Source organism: Thermostichus sp. OS-CIW-33 (assembly GCF_054059615.1).
The window spans coordinates 1-22,172 of the sequence record NZ_JBSSCH010000011.1; the positions used below are offsets into that span (position 1 = coordinate 1).

Here is a 22,172-nt window from a genome sequence, read left to right on the forward strand (position 1 = left end):
TCTGGCAAGGAGAGACGCTTTCAGTCGCGTCAGCGTTGCGTAGCAAAAACGTGGGTCAATCATCGCATCTCCAAAGCTATTGTCTCTAGGGCAAAGGCGACAAATAGCGCTCTTGCTCTGGAAGACTTGACAGGGATTCGGGAAAGGGTCAATCAACAGCCACGCAGCAAAGCCGAACGGCGCAGGGCCAACAGTTGGGCGTTTTATCAACTCCGTCAATTTTTGGAGTACAAGGCTCTGCGTGCGGGGGTTGCTCTGATTCTTGTTCCGCCTGCCTACACGTCGCAGACCTGTCACAAGTGTTTGCACATCCATCCCGACCCTGCGCAATCCTATCGCAGTGGGAAGCAGTTCAAGTGTGGGCACTGTGGATGGGAAGGGGATGCGGACTGGAATGGGGCCAACATGATTGCCAAGCTTGGGGCTGTCGTAAACCAGCCTAGAGGCCCGTGGTTGGCTTGCCAACTGCAGGGCTACCGTTCGCGCCAGCGGGCCGGAGGCCTTAAGCCCGCCCTGTACTGCGAAGCAGTCAGGGCCGGGTAGTTTACTCGGCTCTTTGCCCCCATCGGTCTGGAGATCCACGCCGAAACCCCCGCCGAGATTGCCATCAGCATCACCGCCCAGCTCATCCAGGTGCGACGGGGATCCCCGAAGAGAATGCCCGGCGAAACTCAAGGTGTAGGCTTGCCGGTTAGCCGGAGGACAAGCTAGGCTAGAAAAGCGCCGCGGGGTAGAGCAGCCTGGTAGCTCGTCGGGCTCATAACCCGAAGGTCACTGGTTCAAATCCAGTCCCCGCTATGCCTGAGAGACGGTTGGTTAAAGCAGTGTCCGCACATCCACCACCTTGCCACTGACTGCCGCCGCTGCCACCATGGCCGGGCTCATGAGCAGGGTGCGCCCGCTGGGGGATCCCTGGCGGCCCTTGAAGTTGCGGTTGGAAGAAGAGGCGCTGATCTGGCGCCCCACCAGCCGATCCGGGTTCATCGCCAAACACATGGAGCAACCGGGATCCCGCCACTCAAACCCCGCCGCCTCGAAGATCTCCCGCAGGCCCTCCTGTTCTGCCTCCTGCTTTACCCGTTCTGAGCCGGGCACCACAAACGCCTTCACCCCTGGGGCCACCCGCCGCCCCTTGGCAATCTTGGCTGCCTCCCGCAGGTCGCTCAAGCGGCCATTGGTGCAACTGCCGATGAAGCAGACATCCACCGGTGTCCCTACAATGGGATCCCCCGGCTGCAAGTCCATGTAGGCATAGGCCTCTTTGGCCAGTTCCCGCTCGCTTTCCGGCAGATCTTCTGGGGCAGGGATCCGCTCATCCACCCCAATCCCTTGGCCGGGGGTGATCCCCCAAGTAACCGTCGGCGCAATATCTGCGGCCTGGAAGACCACCACATCGTCGTAGCGGGCATCGCCATCGCTGGCCAGGCTTCTCCACCAGGCTACCGCCTCTTCCCAATCCGATCCCTGTGGGGCAAACTCTCGCCCCCGCAAATACTCAAAGGTCACCGCATCGGGGTTGACGTAGCCACAGCGGGCTCCTCCCTCGATGGACATGTTGCAGAGGGTCATGCGCTCTTCCATGCTCATGGCTTCAATGGCGCTGCCCCCATACTCGTAGGCGTAGCCCACCCCGCCTTTGACCCCCAGCTTGCGGATGATGTGCAGAATTACATCCTTAGCGTAAACTCCCGGCCCCAACTTGCCGTGGATCTCAATGCGGCGCACCTTGAGCTTGGACAAAGCCAAAGTTTGGGTGGCCAATACGTCTCGCACCTGGCTGGTGCCGATCCCAAAAGCAATGGCCCCAAAGGCCCCGTGGGTAGAGGTGTGGCTGTCCCCACAAGCGATGGTCATCCCCGGCAGAGTTAACCCTTGCTCCGGGGCAATCACATGCACGATCCCCTGCCGACCGGAGCCGCTGTTGTAGAAGCGGATACCGTATTGCCGGCAATTGCGCTCCAATTCCTGGATCATCTCCTCTGCCAAGGGATCCGCAAAAGGCCGTGCCCGGTTGTCGGTGGGAATGATGTGATCCACGGTGGCCACCGTCCGCTCGGGAAACAGAACCGGCAGATGACGCTCCCGCAGCATGGCAAAAGCCTGCGGACTGGTCACCTCGTGAATTAGGTGCAGGCCGATGAACAACTGCGTCTGCCCAGAGGGCAAAATCCGCACCGTATGGGCATCCCACACCTTATCGAATAATGTCCTCTCGCTCATCTTCCTCGGCCCGCAGCCAAGTCCTGTAAACTTTCAATGTGCTACTTGGGGAAAAGCTTGTCAAGGCACAGGCCTCCGTTATCTCTGGGCAACGCTGCTGAGCTGAGCGAGATGCAGCCCTTCTTTGAACATCCCCAGCCGGCAAAGGCGGGTCGGAGTCCTCAAGCCAGAAAACCTGTTGCCAGCCCTTCAAACGGGATCCCTGATGGCCGGCCAGGGCAAAAAGCGATAGCCCGCCCCTTCAATGGCGGCGACGATATCCGGCAGGGCCTCTGCGGTGTGGGGCCAGCGATCGTGGAGCAGCAAAACCAGGGGCTGATCGGAAGCCTGGATCGCCGGCAACTGAGCTCGAACACGCTCCAAAAGTTGGGCTGCGCTTTGGCCCGCGTAAGCATCTTCCGGGCTCATGTTCCAGTAAAGAACTCGATATCCTGCCTGCTCCAGAGAGCGACGCAAAGCAGAATCTAGGCGAAAACCTCCCGGTGGGCGAACAACCAGTTGGGGATCCAAGTTCAACGCTTTGAGCAGTTGGGTTGTCTGATCCACCTCAGCATAAAACAGCTCATTGCTTCCGTAGAGACGTTGATAATCGTGGGTAAAAGTATGATTGGCTAGGGTGTGGTGATGGGCCTGGATCAATTGAGCCAATTCAGGAAATCGGGAAACGTGGGTGCCGATAACAAAGAAAGTGGCCGGGATCTGAAGATCATCCAAAACCTGTAAAAGTCGGGGGGTAGACTGAGGCCAGGGGCCATCATCAATGGTCAGAAAGGCAGAACGAGGTGGCACCTCCAGTAAAGGCCCCAGCATTTCTTCCAAGGGCAGTTGCAAAGGTTGGCTGTTTTCCGCCGGATCGAGAAAGTCGGGATCCGGGATCCAGCCATGCTGCAGAAACACCTGCACATGAGCGGGAGCAGGGGTAATCAGTAAACGCCCCGTCTGCTCATTTTGGTTGCCCCAGCTCAGCCGATAGGGCAGATCCGAAGCGACCTCGACGGTTGTTGTACGGGTAATGACTCCGTAGGGGATGTCGATCACATAATGCCCGTTCACCTCTTCTTGATGGATCCAGGCTGCAGAAGGAGCTGATAAATAAATGAGCAAATCTTGGGGATTGGCGCCGCGCACCACCCGAATGCTTTCAATGGGGAGAATGAGGTTGTATTCCGAGGTGGCCGTCAGGTTCAGCTCAAAAAGAGGCTGGGCCTCTACCGTGCAGTAGTAGATCAGTCCAACCAGTAGGAAGGCTAGGCAAAATATCAACGCTTTCAACGCTTTCAGAGAGTGCATGGAATGGCTTAATCCTTCGCAACCAATCATAGGACAGAAGCCACCCAAGCTCGATAGAGCCCATCAATTTAACCGGAAGGCCCTGCTGGGCTTCTGGGTGGCGAGAGCAGCCGCTCTTCCCATTTACGTGCAGGCGAGGCCCGTCGGATGTCCCGCCAAATGGCTGTGGCAGCTAAGGTACCATCAGCAACCGCAATCGCCACCTGGTTCAGGCCCTGCTTCAAATCGCCCAGTGCAAACAGCCGCGGATGAGCAGTGCGACACCACTCGTCGGTTAGCAGGTTTTCCCCTTGCCATTTCAAGCCGGGGATCCCTTTCAAATAGGCATTGTGGTATCTGGCGCCCATCGCCACCAAGCCGGTAGTTGCTTCGATGTAAGTGCCATCTTCCAACTCCACACCCTGCAATTGATGGTTTTCTCCAAGAAAGCGGCGAATAGGAGATTCGTAGAGGGGGTAGCCATGATCCGCCAGTTTTTTGCGCATGTCGGGGCCGACCGAGCAGAGGCCGTGGGTCAACACCGAGATATAGGGTGTAAACCAGTTGAGGACAAAAGCTGTATTGATCCGATCTTCCGAATTGACGATCAACACTGCCTTTTGATCTCGCATTTCATAGCCGTCGCAGATCATACAGACATGCAGTGAATAGCCGGCGTAGTCGTAAACATTCTGCATATCCGACAACTGAGGCAGCTCGTCCATAATGCCGGTTGCTGCAATCAGATATTTGCTCCGAAAAATGGGGTAGAGGCTGTTAACTTTTCCCACCTTGACTTTGACCGCAAAGAGGTCTCCCTCATCGGTGGCATCTTCCACGAAGCCGCGCAGGTAATCTACCCCTAAACTGAGGGCGTGCTCTGTTCCCTGTCGCAACAGCTCTCGCCCTGGAGTGGTCGGGGGCAAGCCCAGATAATTGCGCAAATCCTGCATCCAAAAAGAGCGGCCTCTGCCCTTCTCCACCACCAGGCAACTCAATCCATAACGAGCCAGATAGATTGCCGCCGACAACCCCCCTGCTCCCCCTCCGGCCACAATCACGTCATAGATTTTGCCCAAACCAACCTCTAGATTCCTGCTGCTCAGTTTCATAGACGGGATCCCCTCACTAGACTTCTGATGGGTGGCCTCAAGTTGTCGGTTGCGGCCCGAAAAATCTTAAGAAGCTCCAGACGTTCCGCAGAGCTGCAGATCATACTTGGTCCATCGCGTTTCTGTTGAGATGTGATCGAGCTAAGGGAGCAGTCCCAGCAACCGTCTAGAATGGGGACTGAACTCCCCCTTAGGAGAAAAGCCCTATGCCAGGTATCTTAGCGGCCATTGCCCTGATCTTTGTCGGCTACCTGTTCAACTCGGTCAAAATCATCAGCCAGGGGTATGAGGCATTGGTGGAGCGTTTGGGCAGGTTTCATCGCAAGCTGACCCCAGGATTGCACTTTATTCTTCCCCCTATCGATAGGATTGTGTTCCAGGAAACCATCCGCGAGAAGGTGTTGGACGTGCCTCCTCAGCAGTGCATCACCAGCGACAACGTCTCTCTGATGGCCGATGCGGTGGTCTATTGGCGCATCACCGACATGATCAAGGCCCGCTATGCGGTGGAGGACGTGCAGCGGGCTTTGGTTAACCTGGTGCTGACGGCTCTGCGGGCAGAAATTGGCCGCATGGATTTGGATCAAACCTTTTCCTCCCGCGCCGAGATCAACGCCCGCCTTTTGACAGAGCTGGACGAGGCCACAGATCCCTGGGGGATCAAGATCACCCGCGTGGAAGTCAGGGACATTCAACCCTCTAAGACTGTGCAAGACTCGATGGAAAAGCAGATGGCTGCCGAGCGGGAGAAGCGGGCCGCCATTCTGAAATCAGAAGGGGAGCAGCAGGCCAGCATCAACCAAGCGGCTGGGGCCGCCAAGGCGCAGCTATTGCGGGCAGAAGCGGAGAAACGGGAGCGGCTGCTGTTGGCTGAGGGCACGGCTGAAGCCATCAAGACCATCGCCGCCACTTTGCAAGAGAATCCAGAGGCAGCCAATGCGTTGCAATACCTGATGGCGCAAAACTATATCGACATGGGCTTCAAGGTAGGCAGCAGTCCCAGCGCCAAGGTAATCTTCATGGATCCCAATTCGATCCCTGGCACCCTGCAAGGGCTGCTCTCCATGGTGGACGTGGCCAAGGGTGGGGAAGGATCTCGCGCGGCGGCCTCTCAGAAGCTGCGTACCCCGGCTTCTTTCCCAACCGAAGTGGACTTTCCGCGGCTCGACTGAGTTTGACCGACCATGATGGCCCGGGATCCCGATTGGCTGCTGGTGGGACAGGTGGTGGCGGCCCACGGCTTGCGGGGCTGGCTGCGGGTTAGGTGCTGGTCGGATTTTCCAGAGCGCTTCACAGAGCCTGGACCACGCTGGTTGCAGCGGGATACGGATCCCGAGCCCCTGCTGCACCCCTTGATCGAGGGGCAGTTTTTCCCGGCTAAGGGTCTTTATTTGGTGCGACTGGAAGGGATCCCCGATCGAACGGCGGCTGAGACTTGGGTAGGAGCTAGGCTGCTGGTGCCGGCTTCCCACCGCTTGCCCCTGCAGCCGGAAGAGTACCACTACCGCGATCTCATCGGCTTGGCCGTCTATCACCAAGGGGAGCTGCTGGGACAGGTTTCGGGGATTTTGGCAGCCGGCCAGGATGTGCTGGAGATAACGACCTCTGACCATCGGCAGGTGTTGATCCCCTTTGTGAAAGCCCTGGTGCCTGTCGTGGACTTGGAAAAAGGCGCGCTTCACGTGCAGCCGCCGCCGGGGCTGGTGGAGAGCTTTCTGGGTTAGAGTTCGGCAAGACGGCCTGACTTCCGTACCTGCATCCCATCCTGAACTTGGCCCTCAGAAGCGCCTGTGTGGCCGTTCTAGCCTTTTGTGCTATCATGGGGACAGTTTTTTGATGATAAGCTGATTCCTGGCCTTTAAGGTCAATTTTTCTGGGTTTCTGTTGATCTTGGCCGGGAGCCTTCTTCGGAATTGGAGTTGGGAATGACGGAAAACTACGGTGCAGAGCAGATCCAAGTTTTGGAAGGCTTGGAGGCTGTGCGCAAGCGGCCTGGCATGTATATTGGCTCCACCGGGCCGAAGGGGTTGCACCATTTGGTGTACGAGGTGGTGGACAACTCTGTGGATGAGGCCCTGGCCGGCTATTGCGACGATATTCAGATCAGCCTGCATCCCGACGGCTCGGTATCCGTTTTGGACAATGGCCGCGGCATTCCGGTGGACATCCACCCCAAAACCGGGCAGTCGGCTCTGGTTACGGTGCTGACGGTGCTGCACGCGGGGGGCAAGTTTGGCGGTGGCGGCTACAAAGTCTCCGGTGGGCTGCATGGGGTGGGCGTGTCGGTGGTGAATGCCCTCTCCGAATGGGTGGAGGTGACGGTTTGGCGAGAGGGCAAGGTTTACTTTCAACGTTTCGAGCGCGGGGCGGTGGTGGGATCCCTGAAATCTGAACCCCAACCCAAGGGATCCAACCGGCGGGGTACAGAGGTGCGCTTCAAGCCGGATGGGCTGATCTTTCCCGAGCGAGAGTTTGACTATGCCGTATTGGCGGCCCGCTTTCGCGAGTTGGCCTACCTCAATGCCGGCTTGAAAATCACCTTCAGCGATCTGCGGCGGGATCCGCCTCACTGCGAAACCTATCAATATGCAGGCGGCATCAAGGAATATGTGGCCTTCATCAACCACGAAAAAACGCCCATCCACTCTGACATCATCTACATCCAAGGGGAGCGGGATGGGGTGGAGGTGGAAGTGGCCCTGCAGTGGTGCTCGGATGTGTACACCGACACTTTGATTGGCTTTGCCAACAACATCCGCACCAACGAAGGAGGCACCCACCTAGAGGGCCTGAAAACCTCTCTCACCCTCACCATCAACAGCCAAGCCCGCAAGCTCAACAAGCTGAAAGACTCCGACAGCAACCTGGCTGGAGAAAATGTGCGCGAGGGGTTGACGGCCATCGTCTCGGTCAAGGTGCCTAACCCCGAGTTTGAGGGGCAAACCAAAACCAAGTTGGGCAACACCGAGGTGCGGGGCATTGTGCAAACCCTCGTCTCCGAGGCGCTCACGGAGTACTTGGAATTCAACCCCAACGTGGCCAGGGGGATCGTCGATAAGGCCATCCAGTCCTTCAATGCTGCCGAGGCAGCCCGGCGGGCCAGAGAATTGGTGCGGCGCAAATCTGCCCTGGAATCTTCCACGCTGCCGGGGAAGTTGGCCGATTGCAGTTGCCGCGACCCGGCGGAGTCTGAGGTGTATTTGGTGGAAGGCGACTCTGCAGGGGGCAGCGCCAAACAAGGTCGGGATCGGCAGTTTCAGGCGGTGTTGCCCCTGCGCGGCAAGATCCTCAACATTGAAAAGGCGGATCCCGCCAAGATCTACAAAAACGCCGAAATTCAGGCCATGATCACAGCGCTGGGTTTGGGGGTGAAAGGGGATGAATTTGATCCCAGCCAACTGCGCTACCACCGCATCATCCTCATGACCGATGCTGACGTGGACGGCAGCCACATTCGCACCCTGTTGCTGACCTTTTTCTACCGCTATCAAAAGGCGCTTCTGGAACAGGGCTATGTCTATATCGCCTGTCCGCCGCTCTACAAAATCGAGTGGGGCCGCAACAATGTTCGCTACTGCTACAGCGACGCCGAGAAAGACCAAATCCTGCGGGGGCTGCCTGCCAACGCCAAGTACACCATCCAACGGTTCAAGGGTCTGGGGGAAATGATGCCCGAACAACTTTGGGAGACCACCATGAACCCGGCAACGCGCACCCTCAAACAAATCACCATCGAAGATGCGGTGGAGGCGGATCGCATTTTCACCATCTTGATGGGAGATGCTGTTGGCCCCCGACGGGAGTTTATTGAGGCCCACAGTGCCCATTTGGATCTGACAGCCCTCGATATCTAGAGCGATATTTAGAGAAAGAACTCCGTCCCGCCTCTGCCGGGGTTGTTGCTATGTCTGCAGCGCCCTATGTTGCTCCACAACGTTGACGCGACGGTGCTAAGGGAAACCGTGACGGTGTTGCAGACGAGGCCGCGAGCAGCCAAAAGCTCCTGGACGGGGCAAGATCCCGGCTGCAGCTCAGACCCTGTGGCAAAGTGAGGGAAGAGCGTTCCAGATCCTGCTATGCCTGCATTGCTTACGGCTCTTCTTGCGGTGCTGGGGGGCTATCTCCTGGGATCCATTCCAACCGGCTATTGGGTAGGTCGTTGGTGGGGAGGCATCGATATTCGCCAACAGGGATCCGGCTCTACCGGAGCAACCAATGTGTTGCGGACGTTGGGCAAGGGGCCCGCCCTGCTGGTGTTGCTGGTGGATGCTGCCAAGGGGGCAGCAGCAGTGGCTCTGGGATCGGCCTTGGGATCCGCGTGGTGGGTGGTTTTGGCGGCATTGTTCGCAGTGATCGGCCATAGCCGTTCCTGCTGGCTGGGCTTCAGGGGGGGCAAATCGGTGGCCACCAGCCTGGGGATCTTGTTGGCTATGGCTTGGCCAGTAGCCCTGACAACTTTCGGCGTCTGGCTGCTGGGGCTCGCCCTCACCCGCATCGTTTCCTTCAGCTCCCTGCTGGCGGCAGTGGCGGCTCCGGTGGTGATGTGGGCAACAGCTCAACCTTTGCCCTATTTGTTGTTTGCGTTGGCGGGCGGGGTGTATGTGATCGGTGCTCATCGGCGCAACATCGAGCGCCTACTGGCCGGGTCGGAGCCGCGCATTGGCCAAAAATGGACGCAATCTCCCTAATTTTCAAGGCACTGTGAAGCAGCTGTATTACTCCGCAACGCTATGCAACCGACCACAGTGGTTTTTGTCTACGGATCCCTGCTGCGGGGCGGCCAATACCACAGCTTGCTGCAGGGGGCAGAATTTTTGGGGACAGACAGCCTCAACCACATTGATCTTTACAGTCTCGGCCCCTACCCGATGGCAGTTCGTGGCCGAAACCGGCTCTACGGCGAGTGCTACCGCATCCCCTTGAGTCTATTGCCCCGATTGGACGAGCTGGAAGACCACCCGCGGGTGTACGAACGGCAGTGGGTGCAGTTGGATAGCGGCACCTTTGCCTGGGTTTATCTGGGTCGGCCTGAGCAGGTGCAGGGGTGTTCCCTCATCCCCAGTGGCCGCTGGCTGGCTAGAGATCAAAGTGGAGCTTGACGCCCTCAACATACTGGGGCGGCAACAAAGACTCTATCCCACTGTTGTGCTCCGCACCACTGTCGCGAACGCGAGTGTGAACGGCTGCGGACGGATCCCATTCTTGGGAATCAGGCTCTTTGGCGGAGAGAACACCGGCATCCACAGGGCTGGAAACGCGCTCCAGGTAGTAGATGCGATCCCCGCGTCGCCAAATGTCTGGCTCAGGCAGGTAGAAGAGCCGACCCGGTCGAGATGAGCCGCTCCTCAGCCGCTGCGGGCGCACCAACAACAAGGGCAGGCATAGATCGGCTTTGATTCGATAGGCAAACTGATCCCGCAGCCGTTCAAGGGTGGGATCCTCCAGTCCCATCTGGGCCAGGAAGGGATTGGGCAGCGCTGGTGCTGAAAAAGCGCTCCGCACCGCTGTCGGGAACGACTCTTGAGCCGTCAAGACATCAGCTTTATTGCTCCGCACTGCCTCCGGCAGGGTTGAGGCCGCATTCGCAGAAGCGTCACGTAGCGATAAAGGGAGAGGCAGGCCCAAGTCCGCCAACGTGGGTAGGGTGATCGAGCGCAGCTCGGCCCGATTGGCCTCCAGATAGCCGGCCCAGCGCTGCAGTTGGGGGAAGGAAGGCTGCAAGGTGCGGATCCCTTCTGAGATAGGCATATCCGGCAGCAACACCGTCCAGATGGTGGCCGAAACCGAGAGTTTCACCATCAACTCGGCAATGGCCCAGTTCACCTGCGGATCCAGAGTCAGGATCAACAGAGTTTCCGCATGGTCGATATCGGCCTTCAACAGAGCAGACTCGTTCAGCACGGCCTCCTGCAGGGATCCGGGGATGGCTTCTGGCTTGCCGACTTCCTGGCTTGGGGCAGACTTGTGGGTGCCGTTGCCGTCAGAGGAATGAAGTTGTGGGGGCAAGCCATCTGCTGGACGACGCTTCGGCGTTCCTGACAGGGATGTGGAGGACTTACGGGATGGCGGGATGGAGTCCTTACCGTCTGTTGGGTGGGGAGCTTTGTAGCTGCCGTGCCCATTTTTGGAAGACCCAGAAACCAACGGGATCACCTCGACCGTCTGGTTGAGCGAGCGCATCAACTGGGCCAATTGGTTGGTGAGGGGATGATCGCCGATGATTATGGTGGAACTGCCCTGATCCAGACCCAGCCAGCGGGCCACCCAGGCTGCCGTCAACCCCTGTACCGTCACCGTCACCGAGATCGTCAAAAACACCAGCGCCTTGAGGGCATCTCCCCCGGTAATGCCGCGTTCTGTCAGCAAAATGGCAAACAAGGAGGCCACCGAAGCCGCCACAATGCCCCGAGGAGCCAGCCAAGCCACAAACAGCTTCTGCCGCCAATTCAGGTCGCTGCGCCAGGTACACAGCCACACACTCAAGGGACGGATGACCAGCATCAAACACAGCACTGTGGCCAGGGATCCCCAGCCCAGGGCAAACACCGCCTTGAGGGAGAGCGTGGCAGTCAGCAGGATAAAGATCACAGAGATGGCCAACACCACCAACTGGCCGTGAAACTGCCGCACACCCCGCTCGGCAATGGCCGCCTTCTGCCGCACCACCAGGCCCGCCATCACCACCGCCATCAGCCCCGCCTCCGATCGCAGCGACTGGGCCAAGGCAAACACCCCCAGGGCCCCCGCCAGCACCACCGAGTTGCGCAGCTCCTCGGTTAAAAACTGCCGCGACCAAAGCAGGAAGGATCCCATCAGCCAGCCCCCCAGCGCTCCCACCGCCGACCCGATGGCCAGACGGCTGGACAACTGTTCCAGGGCCATGAGAAAACTGGGATGGCCAGAGAGCACCACCTGCAGCACCACCACCGCCAAAATGGCCCCGATGGGATCGATGAGCACCCCTTCTCCTTCCAGGAGGGTGCTGACTGCCGGATCGACCCGTACCCGCTTCAGGATAGGGTTGATCACCGTCGGCCCCGTCACCACCACCAGGGATCCAAACAAAAAAGCCAGCCGCCAGGGAAACTCCCCCAGATAGTGAGCTGCTGCCGCTCCCCCCACCAAGGTCAGCAGGGATCCCAACAAAACCAAATTGCGCAGGCTATCGGATACCTGATTGAGACGTTGCAGCCGCAGGTTCAGTCCCCCCTCAAACAAGATCAGAGCCACCGCCAACGACACCAGCGCTTCCAGCCCGGATCCCATGACTTGGGGATGAACCCAGCCCAAACCATCTGGCCCCAGCAACAGGCCAAACAGCAGCAGGAATACAATGCTGGGCACTTTGACAAAATTGGCCAGCACCTGAGCAGCGATCCCAGCCACCAGGGCTAGCGTAAACAGGATCGTCAGCTCAAATGAATCTTGCATATTGAGGCTTAACCGAACGCAATAGCGGGACGGAGCCCTTACCTTTCCAGCTACTGAACGCCAACCCTCTCATTGTTTCCATCGTTAACGTCGTTATTACTCCGCAACGCTAACGCCAATACAGACTGCTGGAAAGTCTCCAATCGTCAAGGTGGCTCTACCCATCACGTCAGCAGTTCATGAGCTCGAACATGCAGAGTTAACATTTAGTTAACCTCTGTGTGCTGGCTCCATAAAGTTGCAAAAGCTACACCCAGCTCCACTCTTTCTACAGTACACACGACTTACCTCAACCTATCACAGAGCGAGCTTGACGACCACTCTGGCATTGGGAGCCCTGTTGGAATGAAGGCCAATTAACATGCTGCCAGAAATCTCCCCTTCTAGGCTTTCTCGCCTTCTGAGCGGCTGAGACCGGTCTCTAAGGGCTTAACGCGACGGATAGGCAGATTGGCAATAAGAGCAGTCGTTCCCCCTTCCGTGGCCAAGTGAAACTGCATCCCTTCTGAATCCAGCTCCACATAGCGGGACACCACCCCCAAAATCTCCAGGCGCATTGATTCCAGTGCCGCTGGGGTGAGATCAGCGCGGTCATGGGCCAAGATCAGCTTCAACCGTTGCTTGGCTTGCTGGCGGCTGTTGCCGGAGTGCCGAGAAAAAAGCTGATCCAAAAAATCGAGGAGCATAGGTTTTGTTGGCTTTGTTACTCAGTTGTAAACAGGTCAAAATTGCCATTGCAACCTGGATAAAGTGGGGAAAAACGACAAAACAGTTGTCAGAGCACCTTTTGGTTTAAAAACCGTTTGGCCCGCTCCCAAAAGGACTCGCCCAAACTGGCCATCTTGGGGAAGTCCACTGTTTCCCCTTCCAGCCGTCGGGCAATGCGCTGGATGGCCTGAGCAGCCAGAGTTGGATTGGCGGAGAGAACCAGGGGCTCCCCTTTGTTGGTGGAGACGATCACCTCGCGGTCTTCTGGAATAATACCCACCAACGGGATGGCCAGCACCTCCACCACATCTTCCACCGACATCATCTGGCCGGCTGCCACCATGTCCGGGCGCAGGCGGTTGACAATCAGCTGAGTCGATGAAATCTGTGCAGCTTCCAACAAGCCCACCACGCGATCTGCATCCCGCACCGCTGCCACTTCTGGGGTGGTGATGATGATGGCCTCGTTGGCCCCGGCGATGGCATTGCGAAACCCTTGTTCGATCCCTGCCGGACAATCGATCAGCACATAGTCATGGCTGCTGGCCAGCTTCTCGATCAACTGGCGCATCTGATCCGGATGCACCGCCGTTTTGTTGCGGGTTTGGGCTGCCGGCAACAGCGAGAGATGGGGGGTGCGCTTGTCTTTCACCAAAGCCTGCTCGAGGCGGCACTCCCCGGCGATCACCTCTAGGGCCGTGTACACCACCCGATTCTCCAGCCCCAGCAGCAAATCCAGGTTGCGCAGGCCAAAGTCTGCATCCACCACCACCACCGAGCGACCCAAGCGCGCCAAGGCAGTGCCCAGGTTGGCCGTCACGGTGGTTTTGCCGACTCCACCTTTACCAGAGGTTATGACAATGACTCGGCTCATACTCCTCTCCGCAGAAAATCCTGAAGGCTGGCGACGCAGATGACATCCTCCTGCAGGTAAACCACTTCAGGGGTGTTGGGCAGGGATCCACCTTCTGGCGGACGGGCCACTTGATCGGCAATGCGCAACTGAGTGGGCTCCAACTGCAAAGCCAAAATTACAGCTCCCTTGTCGCCGTCGGCCCCCGCGTGAACCAGGCCCCGCAAGCGTCCCCAAACCCAAATATCTCCTCCAGCAATGATCTCGCCGCCGGGGTTGAGATCCCCCAACAGGAATACCGAGCCCCTGTGACGCACGGACATGCCAGAGCGCACCGTCGAACGTAGGTACAGAGGTGTGGTGTCTGGGGGAGCAAGGGGAACTGCCTCCAAAAGGGAAGATTGCTCCACAGAATAGCCCAACGTTGCTGCTGCGATGGCTGTCGAGCGGGATCGGGTTTGGACGCGCCACAGTTGCAGTCCATGCTGAGACAATAGGGCAGCAAGAAGTTGTAGGGTGGGCATGTCCAGCTCTCGCTGCTGGCTCCAGAGGGTGAGGGGAGCGACTCCGGCCCAGTAGGGTTTGCGGCTGCGCAACTGCCAAACCAGGTTTTCCCAAAGCTCCTCCCAAGGCAAGGTGCTGGGCAAGTGCAGATGGATCCCCTGGGCATCCGACCGAAAGTAAACGCTGCCCGTGGCCCAGGAGTCTGGAGATGGGGAGATTTCAGGGTTCCATGTAGGGGATCCCGTCATGACCGCCCTTAAACGTCTGCCTGAATATAGAGCCCTATCCTATTCCATTCCCCCAAGCCAGGGGAAACTCTCTCGGCGGTTGCCCTTGATAGCAAAGCGGTTTCGCTTGGGTGGCAGGACAATCTTGCTTCGGGATCGCTAACTTGAGGGTACTTGATGGAGCCAATTCCTGATGTTGAAACCTCGCCACACCCTCAGGCTGCTCGCGCCAGCAGGACAGGATCCTCTCCTCTCCAAGGGGTGGAGTTCTCGCGCGGTGAGACCGGTCGCCATTGCCCTACTCAGCATTCTTGCGGCATCTGGGATGGGATCCCCTGCCCATGCCCAAGATCTGGGCCGTTTGCTGATTCATGGCCTTCAGTGGCTGCAGGTGAGCCAGTTGAACGATGCCCAAGAGGTGAGCTTAGGCCGCCAGATCGATATTCAGGTCAAATGGGGGCGCGTCCAGGGTAGAAGCTCGAGCTGCAGGAGCAAACCAAAGCAGCAACGCCCACAGAGCCGGTGCCGGCCACCTTGCCCAGCGCCAATAGGAGCGCCAATAGGAATAGGGGATCCCTGCCATAGACTTTGCTAACTCACTAGTGTACCGTCCGCTTTGGATTTTGCCAGGGAGTGGCTGGAGCGAAGAGGACGTCATAGCTACGCAACGCTAACGCGACTGGCCGGCATCGTCTCAGGAACCGTTGGGTCACAGCCGGCGGATCCCATGCCAAACTTTGGTTTAGAATATTTTTAGATTCGAGATTCAGTCTCACTCATTTGAACTTGGGGAGGCCAACCTTTAGCCTTGCCAAAGATATCCTTCTTCTGCAGCGCTCCACTGGGATCTAGCTTCCTGCCCTTTCCCGTCCTGTTTTGTTCATTATCTCTACCAACTCAGGAGTTTCTTATGGCCGTTCCAAATGGTCATTCCGGCACGCTTCCAGAGCAAGAGGCTTCTTCTATGGGAAAGGACGCCCTCCCGCTAACGCAAACGGGTAACGCTCTAAACCTGGCTCCCCTGCCTGCTGATGGGGCCTCTGCGGCTGCTCAGATGCCGGCACTGCTGGGGGAGAAATCCGGCCCGCCCGTGTTTCCCAGCCCTGTCAAGTTCAGCGAAATTGAGATTGACCACCGTCCGGTTGGGGCTTCAACCCTGAAAGTGGTGGATTACTATGCCGACGGACGTCCAGTTGCTGCTGCAACTCTCAAAGTCGTGGACACTTGGGGGGAGGGACGCCCAACGGTTGCCTCTGGGGCCAAATTCATCCATGATCCCACGCTCAATCGCCCGATAATGGCCGATGGCCTGAAAATTGCCAAAACCTTTATGGGCAATCGCCCCATTGAGGCCAGCTCCCTCAAGGTGATGCGCTAGCCCAGATCCCCAAGGGGGGCCAGGGATCCCCTTGCTAACCTAGGTTAGGGCACAGCAGGGCAGTGAGCATGGAGATCCTGGCGATTCTCTTGGGGCTGTTGGCGAGCTTGGGAGGAGGAGCGGGCTATCTGGCGGATCAGACGGCGCGGCAGCTTTTGCTGGATCAGTTGGATCGGGCAGAGGTTTTGGAGGTGCGCATCCAAAGCCAGCCCAATTACCGGCTGCTGAATGGCCAAGCGGATCGCCTGCTGATCGCCGGTCGCGGGCTCTATCGAGCGCCCTTTCCCCGCATCGAGCTTCTGGAGCTGGAAACCGATCCGGTGGCAATTGACCCCTCTTTTTTCCAGGGGGCTCCCTTGCGCCTGGCGCGACCTCTGCAAGCGGCGGTACGGGTGTTGGTGCGGGAAGAGGACTTGAATGCTGCCCTCAACAAGCCAGAGGTGCTCCGCCAGTTTCAGGATATCCGCGCCGATCTGCCCTTTGGGGGAGCTGGAAGGGAAGCTCGCCGTTTTGATCTGCGTCAGCCTCGAGTCGAGTTTTCGGATCCCAGCCGCATTCAGCTCTCTGCCCTCTTGGTGGAGAAAGACGGCGGTACTGAGCAAAAGGACTCCGTCCCGCTAACGCGAGCGGTGGAGGTGGTGTTTAACACCGGGATCCGCGTGGAAGAAGGGCGCAGCCTAAAGCTGGAGAATCCGGAGTTTGTGATCGGTTCTGTGCGGGTTCCCGATGAGATCTCAGCAGCGTTTTTGGGCGGGCTCAATGAGGTGCTTGACCTGCAAGAGCTGGAAGAGATTGGGATCCTGATGCGGGTGCTCAGCCTAGAGATAGAGCCTGACCAGTTGCAGGTGATTGGGTTTGTGCGGGTGGAAGGGTTGGAAAGGACCTCGTCCCGCTAACGGGGATCCCCATTGAGCAGGGATGAGCTCCCCAGGGCTGCGCTCTAGCAGGAGAGCTGCTCTGTCAAACTGGATAAAGAGCAGCCAGGCTGGAGATGGGATTATGGCCTTCGATTGGTTTCGCCGCCGCTATACCGACTCTACCGACTCTCCTGGTGAAGCGGAGTCTTCGCCACCAGCCCCGGAACCGGCGGAGATCTCCCCTGAAGACTATTTGGCTTTTGCCAAAGCCGCCTATGCCAACCTGAAGGCCCGTGCTGCTGCCCAAGCCCCACCGGCAACCCAGGACTCTGTCCCACCTGCGCCAGCGGAAGGGATCCCTGCAGAATCCGTCCAGCCACAGCCACCGGCCTCGACTGAGGAATCCGTCCCGCTTGCGCAAGCAGAACCCCGCGAACCCGTCCAGTCCTCCACTCCAACACAAGAACCAGCATCTCCAGAATCGCCCCCTGTGCAGCCGGCGGCAGCTCCCTCGTTTTTCGATCTGGCTCCCCGCGCTGCTGAGCGTCTCCAAGCCCTGCAAGCCAGCGCTGTGGACGAGCCCAAACCCGAGGCGGCGACTGCAGCGGTTGCTCCTTCTCCAGAGACTGGGCCGGAAGAGCTGGTCTTCGATGAGGGCTTCCGCTGGTCAGCCGAGATCCTGGCGGCCCAAGGGCGCAAACCGGAAGAGATTTCCGTTGAGGAGATCTCCTGGCTGCAAAAGCTGCGGCGAGGCTTGGGCAAAACCCGCCTTAACCTGATCAACCAGTTGAAAGCCCTGGTAGGCCGCGGCCCTCTGGATCAGAAGGCTGTGGAAGAAATTGAGGCCCTGTTGCTGCAGGCCGATGTGGGGATCGACGCCACCGAGCAGATCATCCAAGCCCTACAAGAGCGCATGCGAGAGGAGGTGGTGCCCCCAGAGGAGGCCGTCAAATACCTCAAGCAGCAGATGCGGCAGATGTTGACGGTGGGGGATCCCACCTTTGCCCCACAACGGGACACGCTCAACATTTGGCTGATTGTCGGGGTGAATGGGGCGGGCAAAACCACCACCATTGGCAAAATTGCCCATGTCGCCCGCAAGTCTGGATACCGCTGTCTGATTGCTGCTGCTGATACTTTCCGGGCTGCTGCTGTGGAGCAGCTCAAGGTTTGGGCAGAGCGAGCAGGGGTAGAGGTGATCGCCAATCCCTCTCCCAATGCCGATCCGGCAGCAGTGGTCTTTGACGCCATCACAGCCGCCAAGGCCAGGGGCACAGAGCTGCTGTTGGTGGACACGGCAGGCCGTCTGCAAAACAAGAAAAACCTGATGGACGAGCTGGCCAAGATCCGCCGCATCGTCGATAAAAAAGCTCCCGAAGCCAAGGTAGAAAGCCTTCTGGTGCTGGATGCCACCCAAGGGCAAAACGGGTTGCGCCAAGCCGAGGTATTTGCCGAGGCTGCCAAGTTGAGCGGCGTGATCCTGACCAAGCTGGATAGCACCGCCAAGGGGGGGATTGCCCTGGCCATTACGCAGCAGATGAACCTACCCATCCGCTTTATCGGCGCCGGAGAGGGGCTAGAAGATCTGCGGCCTTTTTCCAGCTACGAGTTTGTGGAAGCTCTTCTAAGCGAGTATTGAGGCACCCCCTCTCTGAGAAGGGCCACCGTGAAGGAGAGACACACAGATCCAGGCTTTGTTGGGCGTCGCCCCCGCTTTCTAACCTGGAGTGCCGCGCTGGTGGGGGCAGGTTTGCTTTGGGCCTGGAGCGGGCATCGCTGGATCCAGAGCGGGTTGAACCTGGTCTGGGCGGGATCCACGCAGGATACAGAAGCTTTGCAGGAATTTGTAACCACCTTGGCTCAGGTGTTGTCGGGGGTGCTGGGCTTTACCCTCTCGGTGGTGGCCATTGTGGTGCAGTTGAGCGCGGATCGCTTCACGCCAAAGGTCACGGAGCTGTTTTTGCGCGAGAAAGTCAATTTCTACCTCTTCTTTTTCCTGATTTTGGCCAATGTGGTCAGTTTGTGGAGTTCGGCAGCCCTGAGCCTTTACGTTCGCGTCGGCGGTGTGGAGCAACAACGTCTGGGGCTGCTCGTCGGGCTGAATCTGCTGCTGGGCACAGCTTCGTTTTTGATGCTGATCCCCTACTTTCGCTTCGTGTTTCACTTTTTGCAGCCGGCACGGAGTCCTTTCTGAAACCTTTGGCTTTGATCTGGGAATGTTGGCCCAGTCGAGCTGTGCTCTGGGCTCTGAAACAACGGAAGCCATTGTGCAAGCCTTGTTACGCCTGGATCAAGACCCCGTTCGCGTCAGCGGGACGGAGTCCTTAAGCGAGCAACAGGAAACCACCCTGCGTGGGATCCGCAAAACCCAAGTCCGCTTGGCAGCCTATCGCGTCAGCGGGACGGAGTCCTTGCAGTTTTTTAGCTGGTTTCAGGGCTTAACCTTGCCGGCAGATAAGCTGATCGCGTAAGCGGGACGGAGTCCTTAGAGCTCCTCTGGATCTCTGGAGCTTCCCTAAAAAATTCTGCCGATCGCGTAAGCGGGACGGAGTCCTTGTCTAGTCTGGTTAGAGCCGCCCCTTGCTGACTTGTCCCATCGCGTTAGCGGGACGGAGTCCCATGCGTCCTTTCGGCAACCCCAACCGTCTGGGCAGTTCTCCTAGCCGCAGATCCCTGCCGGGATCCAGCTCCTTCGTTCAGTTTCGCCGCGACCCGCACCTAGTGCCCTTTTGGGGCCTAAGCCTACTAGTCATGGGCCTGGCGGTGCCCCTGTTTGTGCTCTCGGGGGCGGATCCCAGTTTGGCTGGCTGCGACGAGAGCTTTTATGCCCAAATGGCCCGCGAGCTGCTGCGGGGAGGGCATTGGCTGGGGCCCACTTTTTTGGGGGAGCCTTTTTTCGAGAAACCCCCTCTGCTCACCTGGAGCGTGGCCCTCAGTTTTGCCCTGTACGGGGTAAACGAGTGGGCAGCGCGGCTGCCAGGGATCCTCGCTGCTTTGCTCTCCATTCCCCTGGTGGGTTGGATTGGGTGGTTTTTTTTGCCGATGCGGGCGGCCTTTTTGGGGATGGCGGTTTTGCCCCTGTGCTACCTCTGGGTGCAGCAGGGGCGGCTGGTGGGGCAGGATGTGCCCTTGACCTTTCTGGAGCTGCTGGGGATCCTGGGGCTGGTCAACGGTATCCGCGGCCACAGGGTTTGGTTTTGGCTAACCGGAGTGGCCTTCGGGCTGGGCCTGCTGATGAAAAGTGCCATGATCCTGCTGCCGGGGGCGGCTTTGATCCCCTATCTCGTGCAGCAACGGCGCCGCTGGATGGGATCCGCCCCATTTTGGCTGGCGCTTGGGCTGGGCTTGGGGATTTTTGGCCTCTGGCTAGGTCCAGCCATGCAGGTGTATGGCCCACAGGTGCTGACCACCCTGGTGGGGAAGGTGTGGGATCTGGGGCAAGAGCCCTTCCATGCGGATGCCACCGGCTGGTACTACCTTTGGCACATTCCCGTTCATGGCTTCCCGTGGACGGTTTTGGCTTTGGTGGGTGGCTTTCTCCTGGTGCGCCAGCAGCCGGGATCCACGCTGCTGATCTGGTCTTTCCCCCTGCTGCTGCTGTTGTTGTTGCAGCTTTATCCCACCAAAACCCCCTACTACACCGTGCAGCTTTACCCTTGGCTGGCTCTCTTGGCCGGGGTAGCCTTGGATCAAGCGTTGGCTATGCGGGGTCGCGTCAGCGGTGCGGATCGCGTTAGCGGGACGGAGTCCTTGCACTTAAAGCCCCGTCTGGCCCAGGTGCTCTCTTGGGGACTGGCAGCGGTGGGGCTGTTGCTGTTGGGTTTGGGGGTGGCCGTCCGGCTGGGCGTAGACGGTCTGGAGCTCCTACAGCCTCATGCTTGGCCGCTGGTGGTGATGGGTGTTTTGTACCTCTTGCTGCCAGGGATCTGGAGTTGGCGGCGGGTGTTGCGCTGTGCCGGCAGTCTGTGGGTGGGAACCCTCTTGTTGGCCGGGATCCTCGCCATGATCACCATCGTCTTGCGGCCTGATTTTGGCAATTTCAGCCCTGCTTTTGCCCAAATGGATTGGAACCAAATGCTGCCCCCGTCCGTTCGCGCTATTCGGACGGAGTCCTCGACAGAGGCTGGGGAGACGGTGGTGGATATTGGCCGCAGCGGCTTGCCGGATGTCTGTCAGGCCCAGGCCATCGCTTTTTATACCCCCCATCCGGGGAGATGGGTGGATGATCAGGCTCTGCAACGAGGGGAATATGGAGACTACCTTTGGGTTTCTCCGGTGCAGGCAGAACAGGTGGAGATCCGGGATTTGGGGTTACAACCTCTAGCGGCGGTGGAGGGCTGGCAACTGGTGCGCCGTTTGGATCCCCTCTTGGAGCAGGGCAGCGGGGAGCCTCTTTGAGTTTAAAAATCTTAAGTTTAAGAATCCTAGGAAGTGTTAAAGCATGGCGGGAATAGCGGAATCGGGCCGGTCGTGGGTGTCTCTAGAGCGTACCTGGGTAATCCAGGGATTGGCTTGGCTGGCAGCGCTGCTATTTGTGGCGGGGGTGATCCTGCTGGCAGGGGCTTCACCTCTCCAGGTGGCGGCCAGCATGTGGCAGGGGGCCTTCGGCACTGAAGCTCAGTTTGGCCGGGTTTTGGCAACGCTGGCTCCCCTTGTCCTCTGCTGCTGTGGGCTGGTGTTTACGTTTGTTGCCGGTCTCTACAACTTGGGCATCGAAGGGCAAATGGTGGTCGGGGCAATTGCGGCCACGTTTCTGGTGCGTCTGGAAGCGGGATGGTTGCCGCCGCCACTGGCCATTACCTTGGCGCTTTTGGCCGGGATCCTGGGCGGGGCGGGCTGGGGCCTGTTGGCTGGGATCCTGAATGTGTGGGGGCGGGTCAACGAGATCTTCGCTGGGCTGGGGCTGAATTTTGTTGCCCAAGGTTGGGTGCTCTACCTGATCTTCGGCCCTTGGAAAAGGCCGGGGGTGGCTTCCATGAGCGGGACGGAAGTGTTGGATCCCCGTCTGTGGTTGCCCACCTGGGGGCGGTCAGAGGCCAGTCCGGTGGCGTTGCTGCTGGCCCTGTTGGCTTTGGCCCTAACGGTGCTGGTGGTGGGCAACACTCGCTTCGGCCTGCAGTTGCGGGCGGTGGGGAAAAACCCTGTAGCTGCTTTCCGGTTGGGGATCCCGGCTACCCGCAGGTTGCTCATGGCATTTGCCTGCTGTGGGGGCTTAGCAGGGCTGGCGGGCGCCTTGCAGGTGTTGGCTCTGTTCCATCGCCTCATCCCCAATATCTCCAGCAATTTGGGCTTTCTGGCCTTGTTGGTGGTGATGCTGGCAGGCTTTAACCCCCTGCTGATTTTGCCGATTGCCTTTTTCTTCAGCAGTCTTAACATCGGCAGCTTGCAACTGCCTCTCTCTTTGCAATTGGAGTCTTCTTTGGCCGGTGTGATTCAGGGATCCCTGGTGTTGTTCGTCTTGCTGGCCCAAGGGATCAGCCGCCGCTACTTCCTTGGGAAAGGTTAATGGCTTCGGCGATTTCTGGGATCCCTTTGCGTTAGCGTTGCGCAACAGCGAGATTCAACTCCTATCGTGGGGGAAAACTTTAGATTTTTCTGTTCAGGACAGCGGCG

At 58.6% G+C, this 22,172-nt stretch carries 21 protein-coding genes, 1 tRNA gene and 1 pseudogene; 15 read left to right on the forward strand and 8 right to left on the reverse strand.

Features of this window, described 5'->3' with window-relative positions:
- The 3 genes and pseudogenes from ACVWZG_RS09360 to ACVWZG_RS09370 all read left to right on the forward strand — a co-directional run.
- The coding region (locus tag ACVWZG_RS09360) for an RNA-guided endonuclease TnpB family protein (RefSeq protein WP_457415348.1) at positions 1-543 on the forward strand (543 nt) is incomplete at its 5' end.
- Between the two features lie 6 nt (positions 544-549).
- Positions 550-711: pseudogene (locus ACVWZG_RS09365) on the forward strand (XdhC family protein); the annotation flags it as partial.
- Between the two features lie 13 nt (positions 712-724).
- Positions 725-798, forward strand: a tRNA-Met gene (locus ACVWZG_RS09370).
- A gap of 18 nt (positions 799-816) precedes the next feature.
- Here the strand turns inward: ACVWZG_RS09370 and leuC are convergent.
- The 3 genes from leuC to ACVWZG_RS09385 form a co-directional block, all read right to left on the reverse strand.
- Positions 817-2,220: a 3-isopropylmalate dehydratase large subunit gene (leuC, locus tag ACVWZG_RS09375; protein ID WP_414522598.1), complete on the reverse strand. Its 1,404-nt coding sequence runs from the start codon at positions 2,218-2,220 to the stop codon at positions 817-819.
- A gap of 189 nt (positions 2,221-2,409) precedes the next feature.
- Positions 2,410-3,510: a polysaccharide deacetylase family protein gene (locus tag ACVWZG_RS09380; protein WP_457406685.1), complete on the reverse strand. Its 1,101-nt coding sequence runs from the start codon at positions 3,508-3,510 to the stop codon at positions 2,410-2,412.
- 68 nt (positions 3,511-3,578) lie between these two features.
- Positions 3,579-4,601 carry an NAD(P)/FAD-dependent oxidoreductase gene (locus ACVWZG_RS09385; protein WP_414349648.1) on the reverse strand — a complete coding sequence of 341 codons (1,023 nt, stop codon included), beginning with the start codon at positions 4,599-4,601 and terminating at the stop codon, positions 3,579-3,581.
- 206 nt (positions 4,602-4,807) lie between these two features.
- Here ACVWZG_RS09385 and ACVWZG_RS09390 point away from each other — a divergent pair, with 206 nt between their 5' ends.
- From ACVWZG_RS09390 to ACVWZG_RS09410, 5 genes are all read left to right on the forward strand, one after another.
- Complete coding sequence (locus tag ACVWZG_RS09390) at positions 4,808-5,773, forward strand: SPFH domain-containing protein (protein WP_011431991.1); 966 nt, start codon at positions 4,808-4,810, stop codon at positions 5,771-5,773.
- A gap of 12 nt (positions 5,774-5,785) precedes the next feature.
- Positions 5,786-6,325: a ribosome maturation factor RimM gene (gene rimM, locus ACVWZG_RS09395; RefSeq protein WP_457394847.1), complete on the forward strand. Its 540-nt coding sequence runs from the start codon at positions 5,786-5,788 to the stop codon at positions 6,323-6,325.
- A gap of 201 nt (positions 6,326-6,526) precedes the next feature.
- Positions 6,527-8,455 carry a DNA topoisomerase (ATP-hydrolyzing) subunit B gene (gyrB, locus tag ACVWZG_RS09400; protein ID WP_457406688.1) on the forward strand — a complete coding sequence of 643 codons (1,929 nt, stop codon included), beginning with the start codon at positions 6,527-6,529 and terminating at the stop codon, positions 8,453-8,455.
- A gap of 222 nt (positions 8,456-8,677) precedes the next feature.
- Positions 8,678-9,289 (forward strand): glycerol-3-phosphate 1-O-acyltransferase PlsY, encoded by a 612-nt coding sequence (plsY, locus tag ACVWZG_RS09405; protein WP_041436109.1) that lies wholly within the window; start codon positions 8,678-8,680, stop codon positions 9,287-9,289.
- Positions 9,290-9,331: 42 nt separating this feature from the next.
- Positions 9,332-9,700: a gamma-glutamylcyclotransferase family protein gene (locus tag ACVWZG_RS09410; protein ID WP_414329655.1), complete on the forward strand. Its 369-nt coding sequence runs from the start codon at positions 9,332-9,334 to the stop codon at positions 9,698-9,700.
- Here ACVWZG_RS09410 and ACVWZG_RS09415 read toward each other — a convergent pair.
- From ACVWZG_RS09415 to ACVWZG_RS09435, 5 genes are all read right to left on the reverse strand, one after another.
- Positions 9,678-12,032 carry a cation:proton antiporter domain-containing protein gene (locus tag ACVWZG_RS09415; RefSeq protein WP_457394841.1) on the reverse strand — a complete coding sequence of 785 codons (2,355 nt, stop codon included), beginning with the start codon at positions 12,030-12,032 and terminating at the stop codon, positions 9,678-9,680. The two genes, ACVWZG_RS09410 and ACVWZG_RS09415, sit on opposite strands and share 23 nt — an antisense overlap.
- A gap of 383 nt (positions 12,033-12,415) precedes the next feature.
- Complete coding sequence (minE, locus tag ACVWZG_RS09420) at positions 12,416-12,718, reverse strand: cell division topological specificity factor MinE (RefSeq protein WP_011431985.1); 303 nt, start codon at positions 12,716-12,718, stop codon at positions 12,416-12,418.
- A gap of 89 nt (positions 12,719-12,807) precedes the next feature.
- Positions 12,808-13,614: a septum site-determining protein MinD gene (gene minD / locus ACVWZG_RS09425; RefSeq protein WP_414424417.1), complete on the reverse strand. Its 807-nt coding sequence runs from the start codon at positions 13,612-13,614 to the stop codon at positions 12,808-12,810.
- A complete protein-coding gene (gene minC / locus ACVWZG_RS09430; protein WP_414424418.1) occupies positions 13,611-14,345 on the reverse strand; it encodes a septum site-determining protein MinC in 735 nt (244 codons plus the stop codon). Before minC ends, minD begins: the two co-directional genes overlap by 4 nt.
- 403 nt (positions 14,346-14,748) lie before the next feature.
- Positions 14,749-14,907, reverse strand: coding sequence for a hypothetical protein (locus ACVWZG_RS09435; protein WP_457406691.1), 159 nt, complete (start codon positions 14,905-14,907; stop codon positions 14,749-14,751).
- 327 nt (positions 14,908-15,234) lie between these two features.
- On the opposite strand from ACVWZG_RS09435, the gene ACVWZG_RS09440 reads away from it, so the two are divergent.
- The 7 genes from ACVWZG_RS09440 (at position 15,235) to ACVWZG_RS09470 (ending at position 22,065) form a co-directional block, all read left to right on the forward strand.
- Complete coding sequence (locus ACVWZG_RS09440) at positions 15,235-15,702, forward strand: hypothetical protein (RefSeq protein WP_457415351.1); 468 nt, start codon at positions 15,235-15,237, stop codon at positions 15,700-15,702.
- Between the two features lie 68 nt (positions 15,703-15,770).
- Complete coding sequence (locus ACVWZG_RS09445) at positions 15,771-16,598, forward strand: LmeA family phospholipid-binding protein (RefSeq protein ID WP_457406696.1); 828 nt, start codon at positions 15,771-15,773, stop codon at positions 16,596-16,598.
- 103 nt (positions 16,599-16,701) lie between these two features.
- Complete coding sequence (gene ftsY / locus ACVWZG_RS09450; protein ID WP_457406698.1) at positions 16,702-18,198, forward strand: signal recognition particle-docking protein FtsY; 1,497 nt, start codon at positions 16,702-16,704, stop codon at positions 18,196-18,198.
- Positions 18,199-18,225: 27 nt separating this feature from the next.
- Entirely contained in the window at positions 18,226-18,753 is a 528-nt protein-coding gene (locus ACVWZG_RS09455) for a DUF2254 family protein (RefSeq protein WP_457406701.1), read from the forward strand.
- Positions 18,754-18,775: 22 nt separating this feature from the next.
- Positions 18,776-19,030, forward strand: a complete 255-nt coding sequence (locus ACVWZG_RS09460) for a hypothetical protein (protein WP_457415353.1) — start codon at positions 18,776-18,778, stop codon at positions 19,028-19,030.
- Positions 19,031-19,178: 148 nt separating this feature from the next.
- On the forward strand, positions 19,179-20,957 hold the full coding sequence (locus ACVWZG_RS09465; RefSeq protein ID WP_457406704.1) for an ArnT family glycosyltransferase: 1,779 nt from the start codon (positions 19,179-19,181) through the stop codon (positions 20,955-20,957).
- 43 nt (positions 20,958-21,000) lie between these two features.
- The gene (locus tag ACVWZG_RS09470) at positions 21,001-22,065 is read left to right on the forward strand and encodes an ABC transporter permease (RefSeq protein ID WP_011431976.1); all 1,065 of its coding nucleotides are present in this window, start codon (positions 21,001-21,003) and stop codon (positions 22,063-22,065) included.
- The last annotated feature ends 107 nt before the right edge of the window (positions 22,066-22,172 follow it).

What these genes read in the sequence shown, in the direction of transcription:
- leuC (WP_414522598.1), bottom strand. Translation starts at nt 2,220, where the DNA reads ATGAGCGAGAGGACATTATTCGATAAGGTGTGGGATGCCCATACGGTG.
- ACVWZG_RS09380 (WP_457406685.1), bottom strand. Translation starts at nt 3,510, where the DNA reads ATGCACTCTCTGAAAGCGTTGAAAGCGTTGATATTTTGCCTAGCCTTC.
- ACVWZG_RS09385 (WP_414349648.1), bottom strand. Translation starts at nt 4,601, where the DNA reads ATGAAACTGAGCAGCAGGAATCTAGAGGTTGGTTTGGGCAAAATCTAT.
- ACVWZG_RS09390 (WP_011431991.1), top strand. Translation starts at nt 4,808, where the DNA reads ATGCCAGGTATCTTAGCGGCCATTGCCCTGATCTTTGTCGGCTACCTG.
- rimM (WP_457394847.1), top strand. Translation starts at nt 5,786, where the DNA reads ATGATGGCCCGGGATCCCGATTGGCTGCTGGTGGGACAGGTGGTGGCG.
- gyrB (WP_457406688.1), top strand. Translation starts at nt 6,527, where the DNA reads ATGACGGAAAACTACGGTGCAGAGCAGATCCAAGTTTTGGAAGGCTTG.
- plsY (WP_041436109.1), top strand. Translation starts at nt 8,678, where the DNA reads ATGCCTGCATTGCTTACGGCTCTTCTTGCGGTGCTGGGGGGCTATCTC.
- ACVWZG_RS09410 (WP_414329655.1), top strand. Translation starts at nt 9,332, where the DNA reads ATGCAACCGACCACAGTGGTTTTTGTCTACGGATCCCTGCTGCGGGGC.
- ACVWZG_RS09415 (WP_457394841.1), bottom strand. Translation starts at nt 12,032, where the DNA reads ATGCAAGATTCATTTGAGCTGACGATCCTGTTTACGCTAGCCCTGGTG.
- minE (WP_011431985.1), bottom strand. Translation starts at nt 12,718, where the DNA reads ATGCTCCTCGATTTTTTGGATCAGCTTTTTTCTCGGCACTCCGGCAAC.
- minD (WP_414424417.1), bottom strand. Translation starts at nt 13,614, where the DNA reads ATGAGCCGAGTCATTGTCATAACCTCTGGTAAAGGTGGAGTCGGCAAA.
- minC (WP_414424418.1), bottom strand. Translation starts at nt 14,345, where the DNA reads ATGACGGGATCCCCTACATGGAACCCTGAAATCTCCCCATCTCCAGAC.
- ACVWZG_RS09435 (WP_457406691.1), bottom strand. Translation starts at nt 14,907, where the DNA reads ATGGCAGGGATCCCCTATTCCTATTGGCGCTCCTATTGGCGCTGGGCA.
- ACVWZG_RS09440 (WP_457415351.1), top strand. Translation starts at nt 15,235, where the DNA reads ATGGCCGTTCCAAATGGTCATTCCGGCACGCTTCCAGAGCAAGAGGCT.
- ACVWZG_RS09445 (WP_457406696.1), top strand. Translation starts at nt 15,771, where the DNA reads ATGGAGATCCTGGCGATTCTCTTGGGGCTGTTGGCGAGCTTGGGAGGA.
- ftsY (WP_457406698.1), top strand. Translation starts at nt 16,702, where the DNA reads ATGGCCTTCGATTGGTTTCGCCGCCGCTATACCGACTCTACCGACTCT.
- ACVWZG_RS09460 (WP_457415353.1), top strand. Translation starts at nt 18,776, where the DNA reads ATGTTGGCCCAGTCGAGCTGTGCTCTGGGCTCTGAAACAACGGAAGCC.
- ACVWZG_RS09465 (WP_457406704.1), top strand. Translation starts at nt 19,179, where the DNA reads ATGCGTCCTTTCGGCAACCCCAACCGTCTGGGCAGTTCTCCTAGCCGC.
- ACVWZG_RS09470 (WP_011431976.1), top strand. Translation starts at nt 21,001, where the DNA reads ATGGCGGGAATAGCGGAATCGGGCCGGTCGTGGGTGTCTCTAGAGCGT.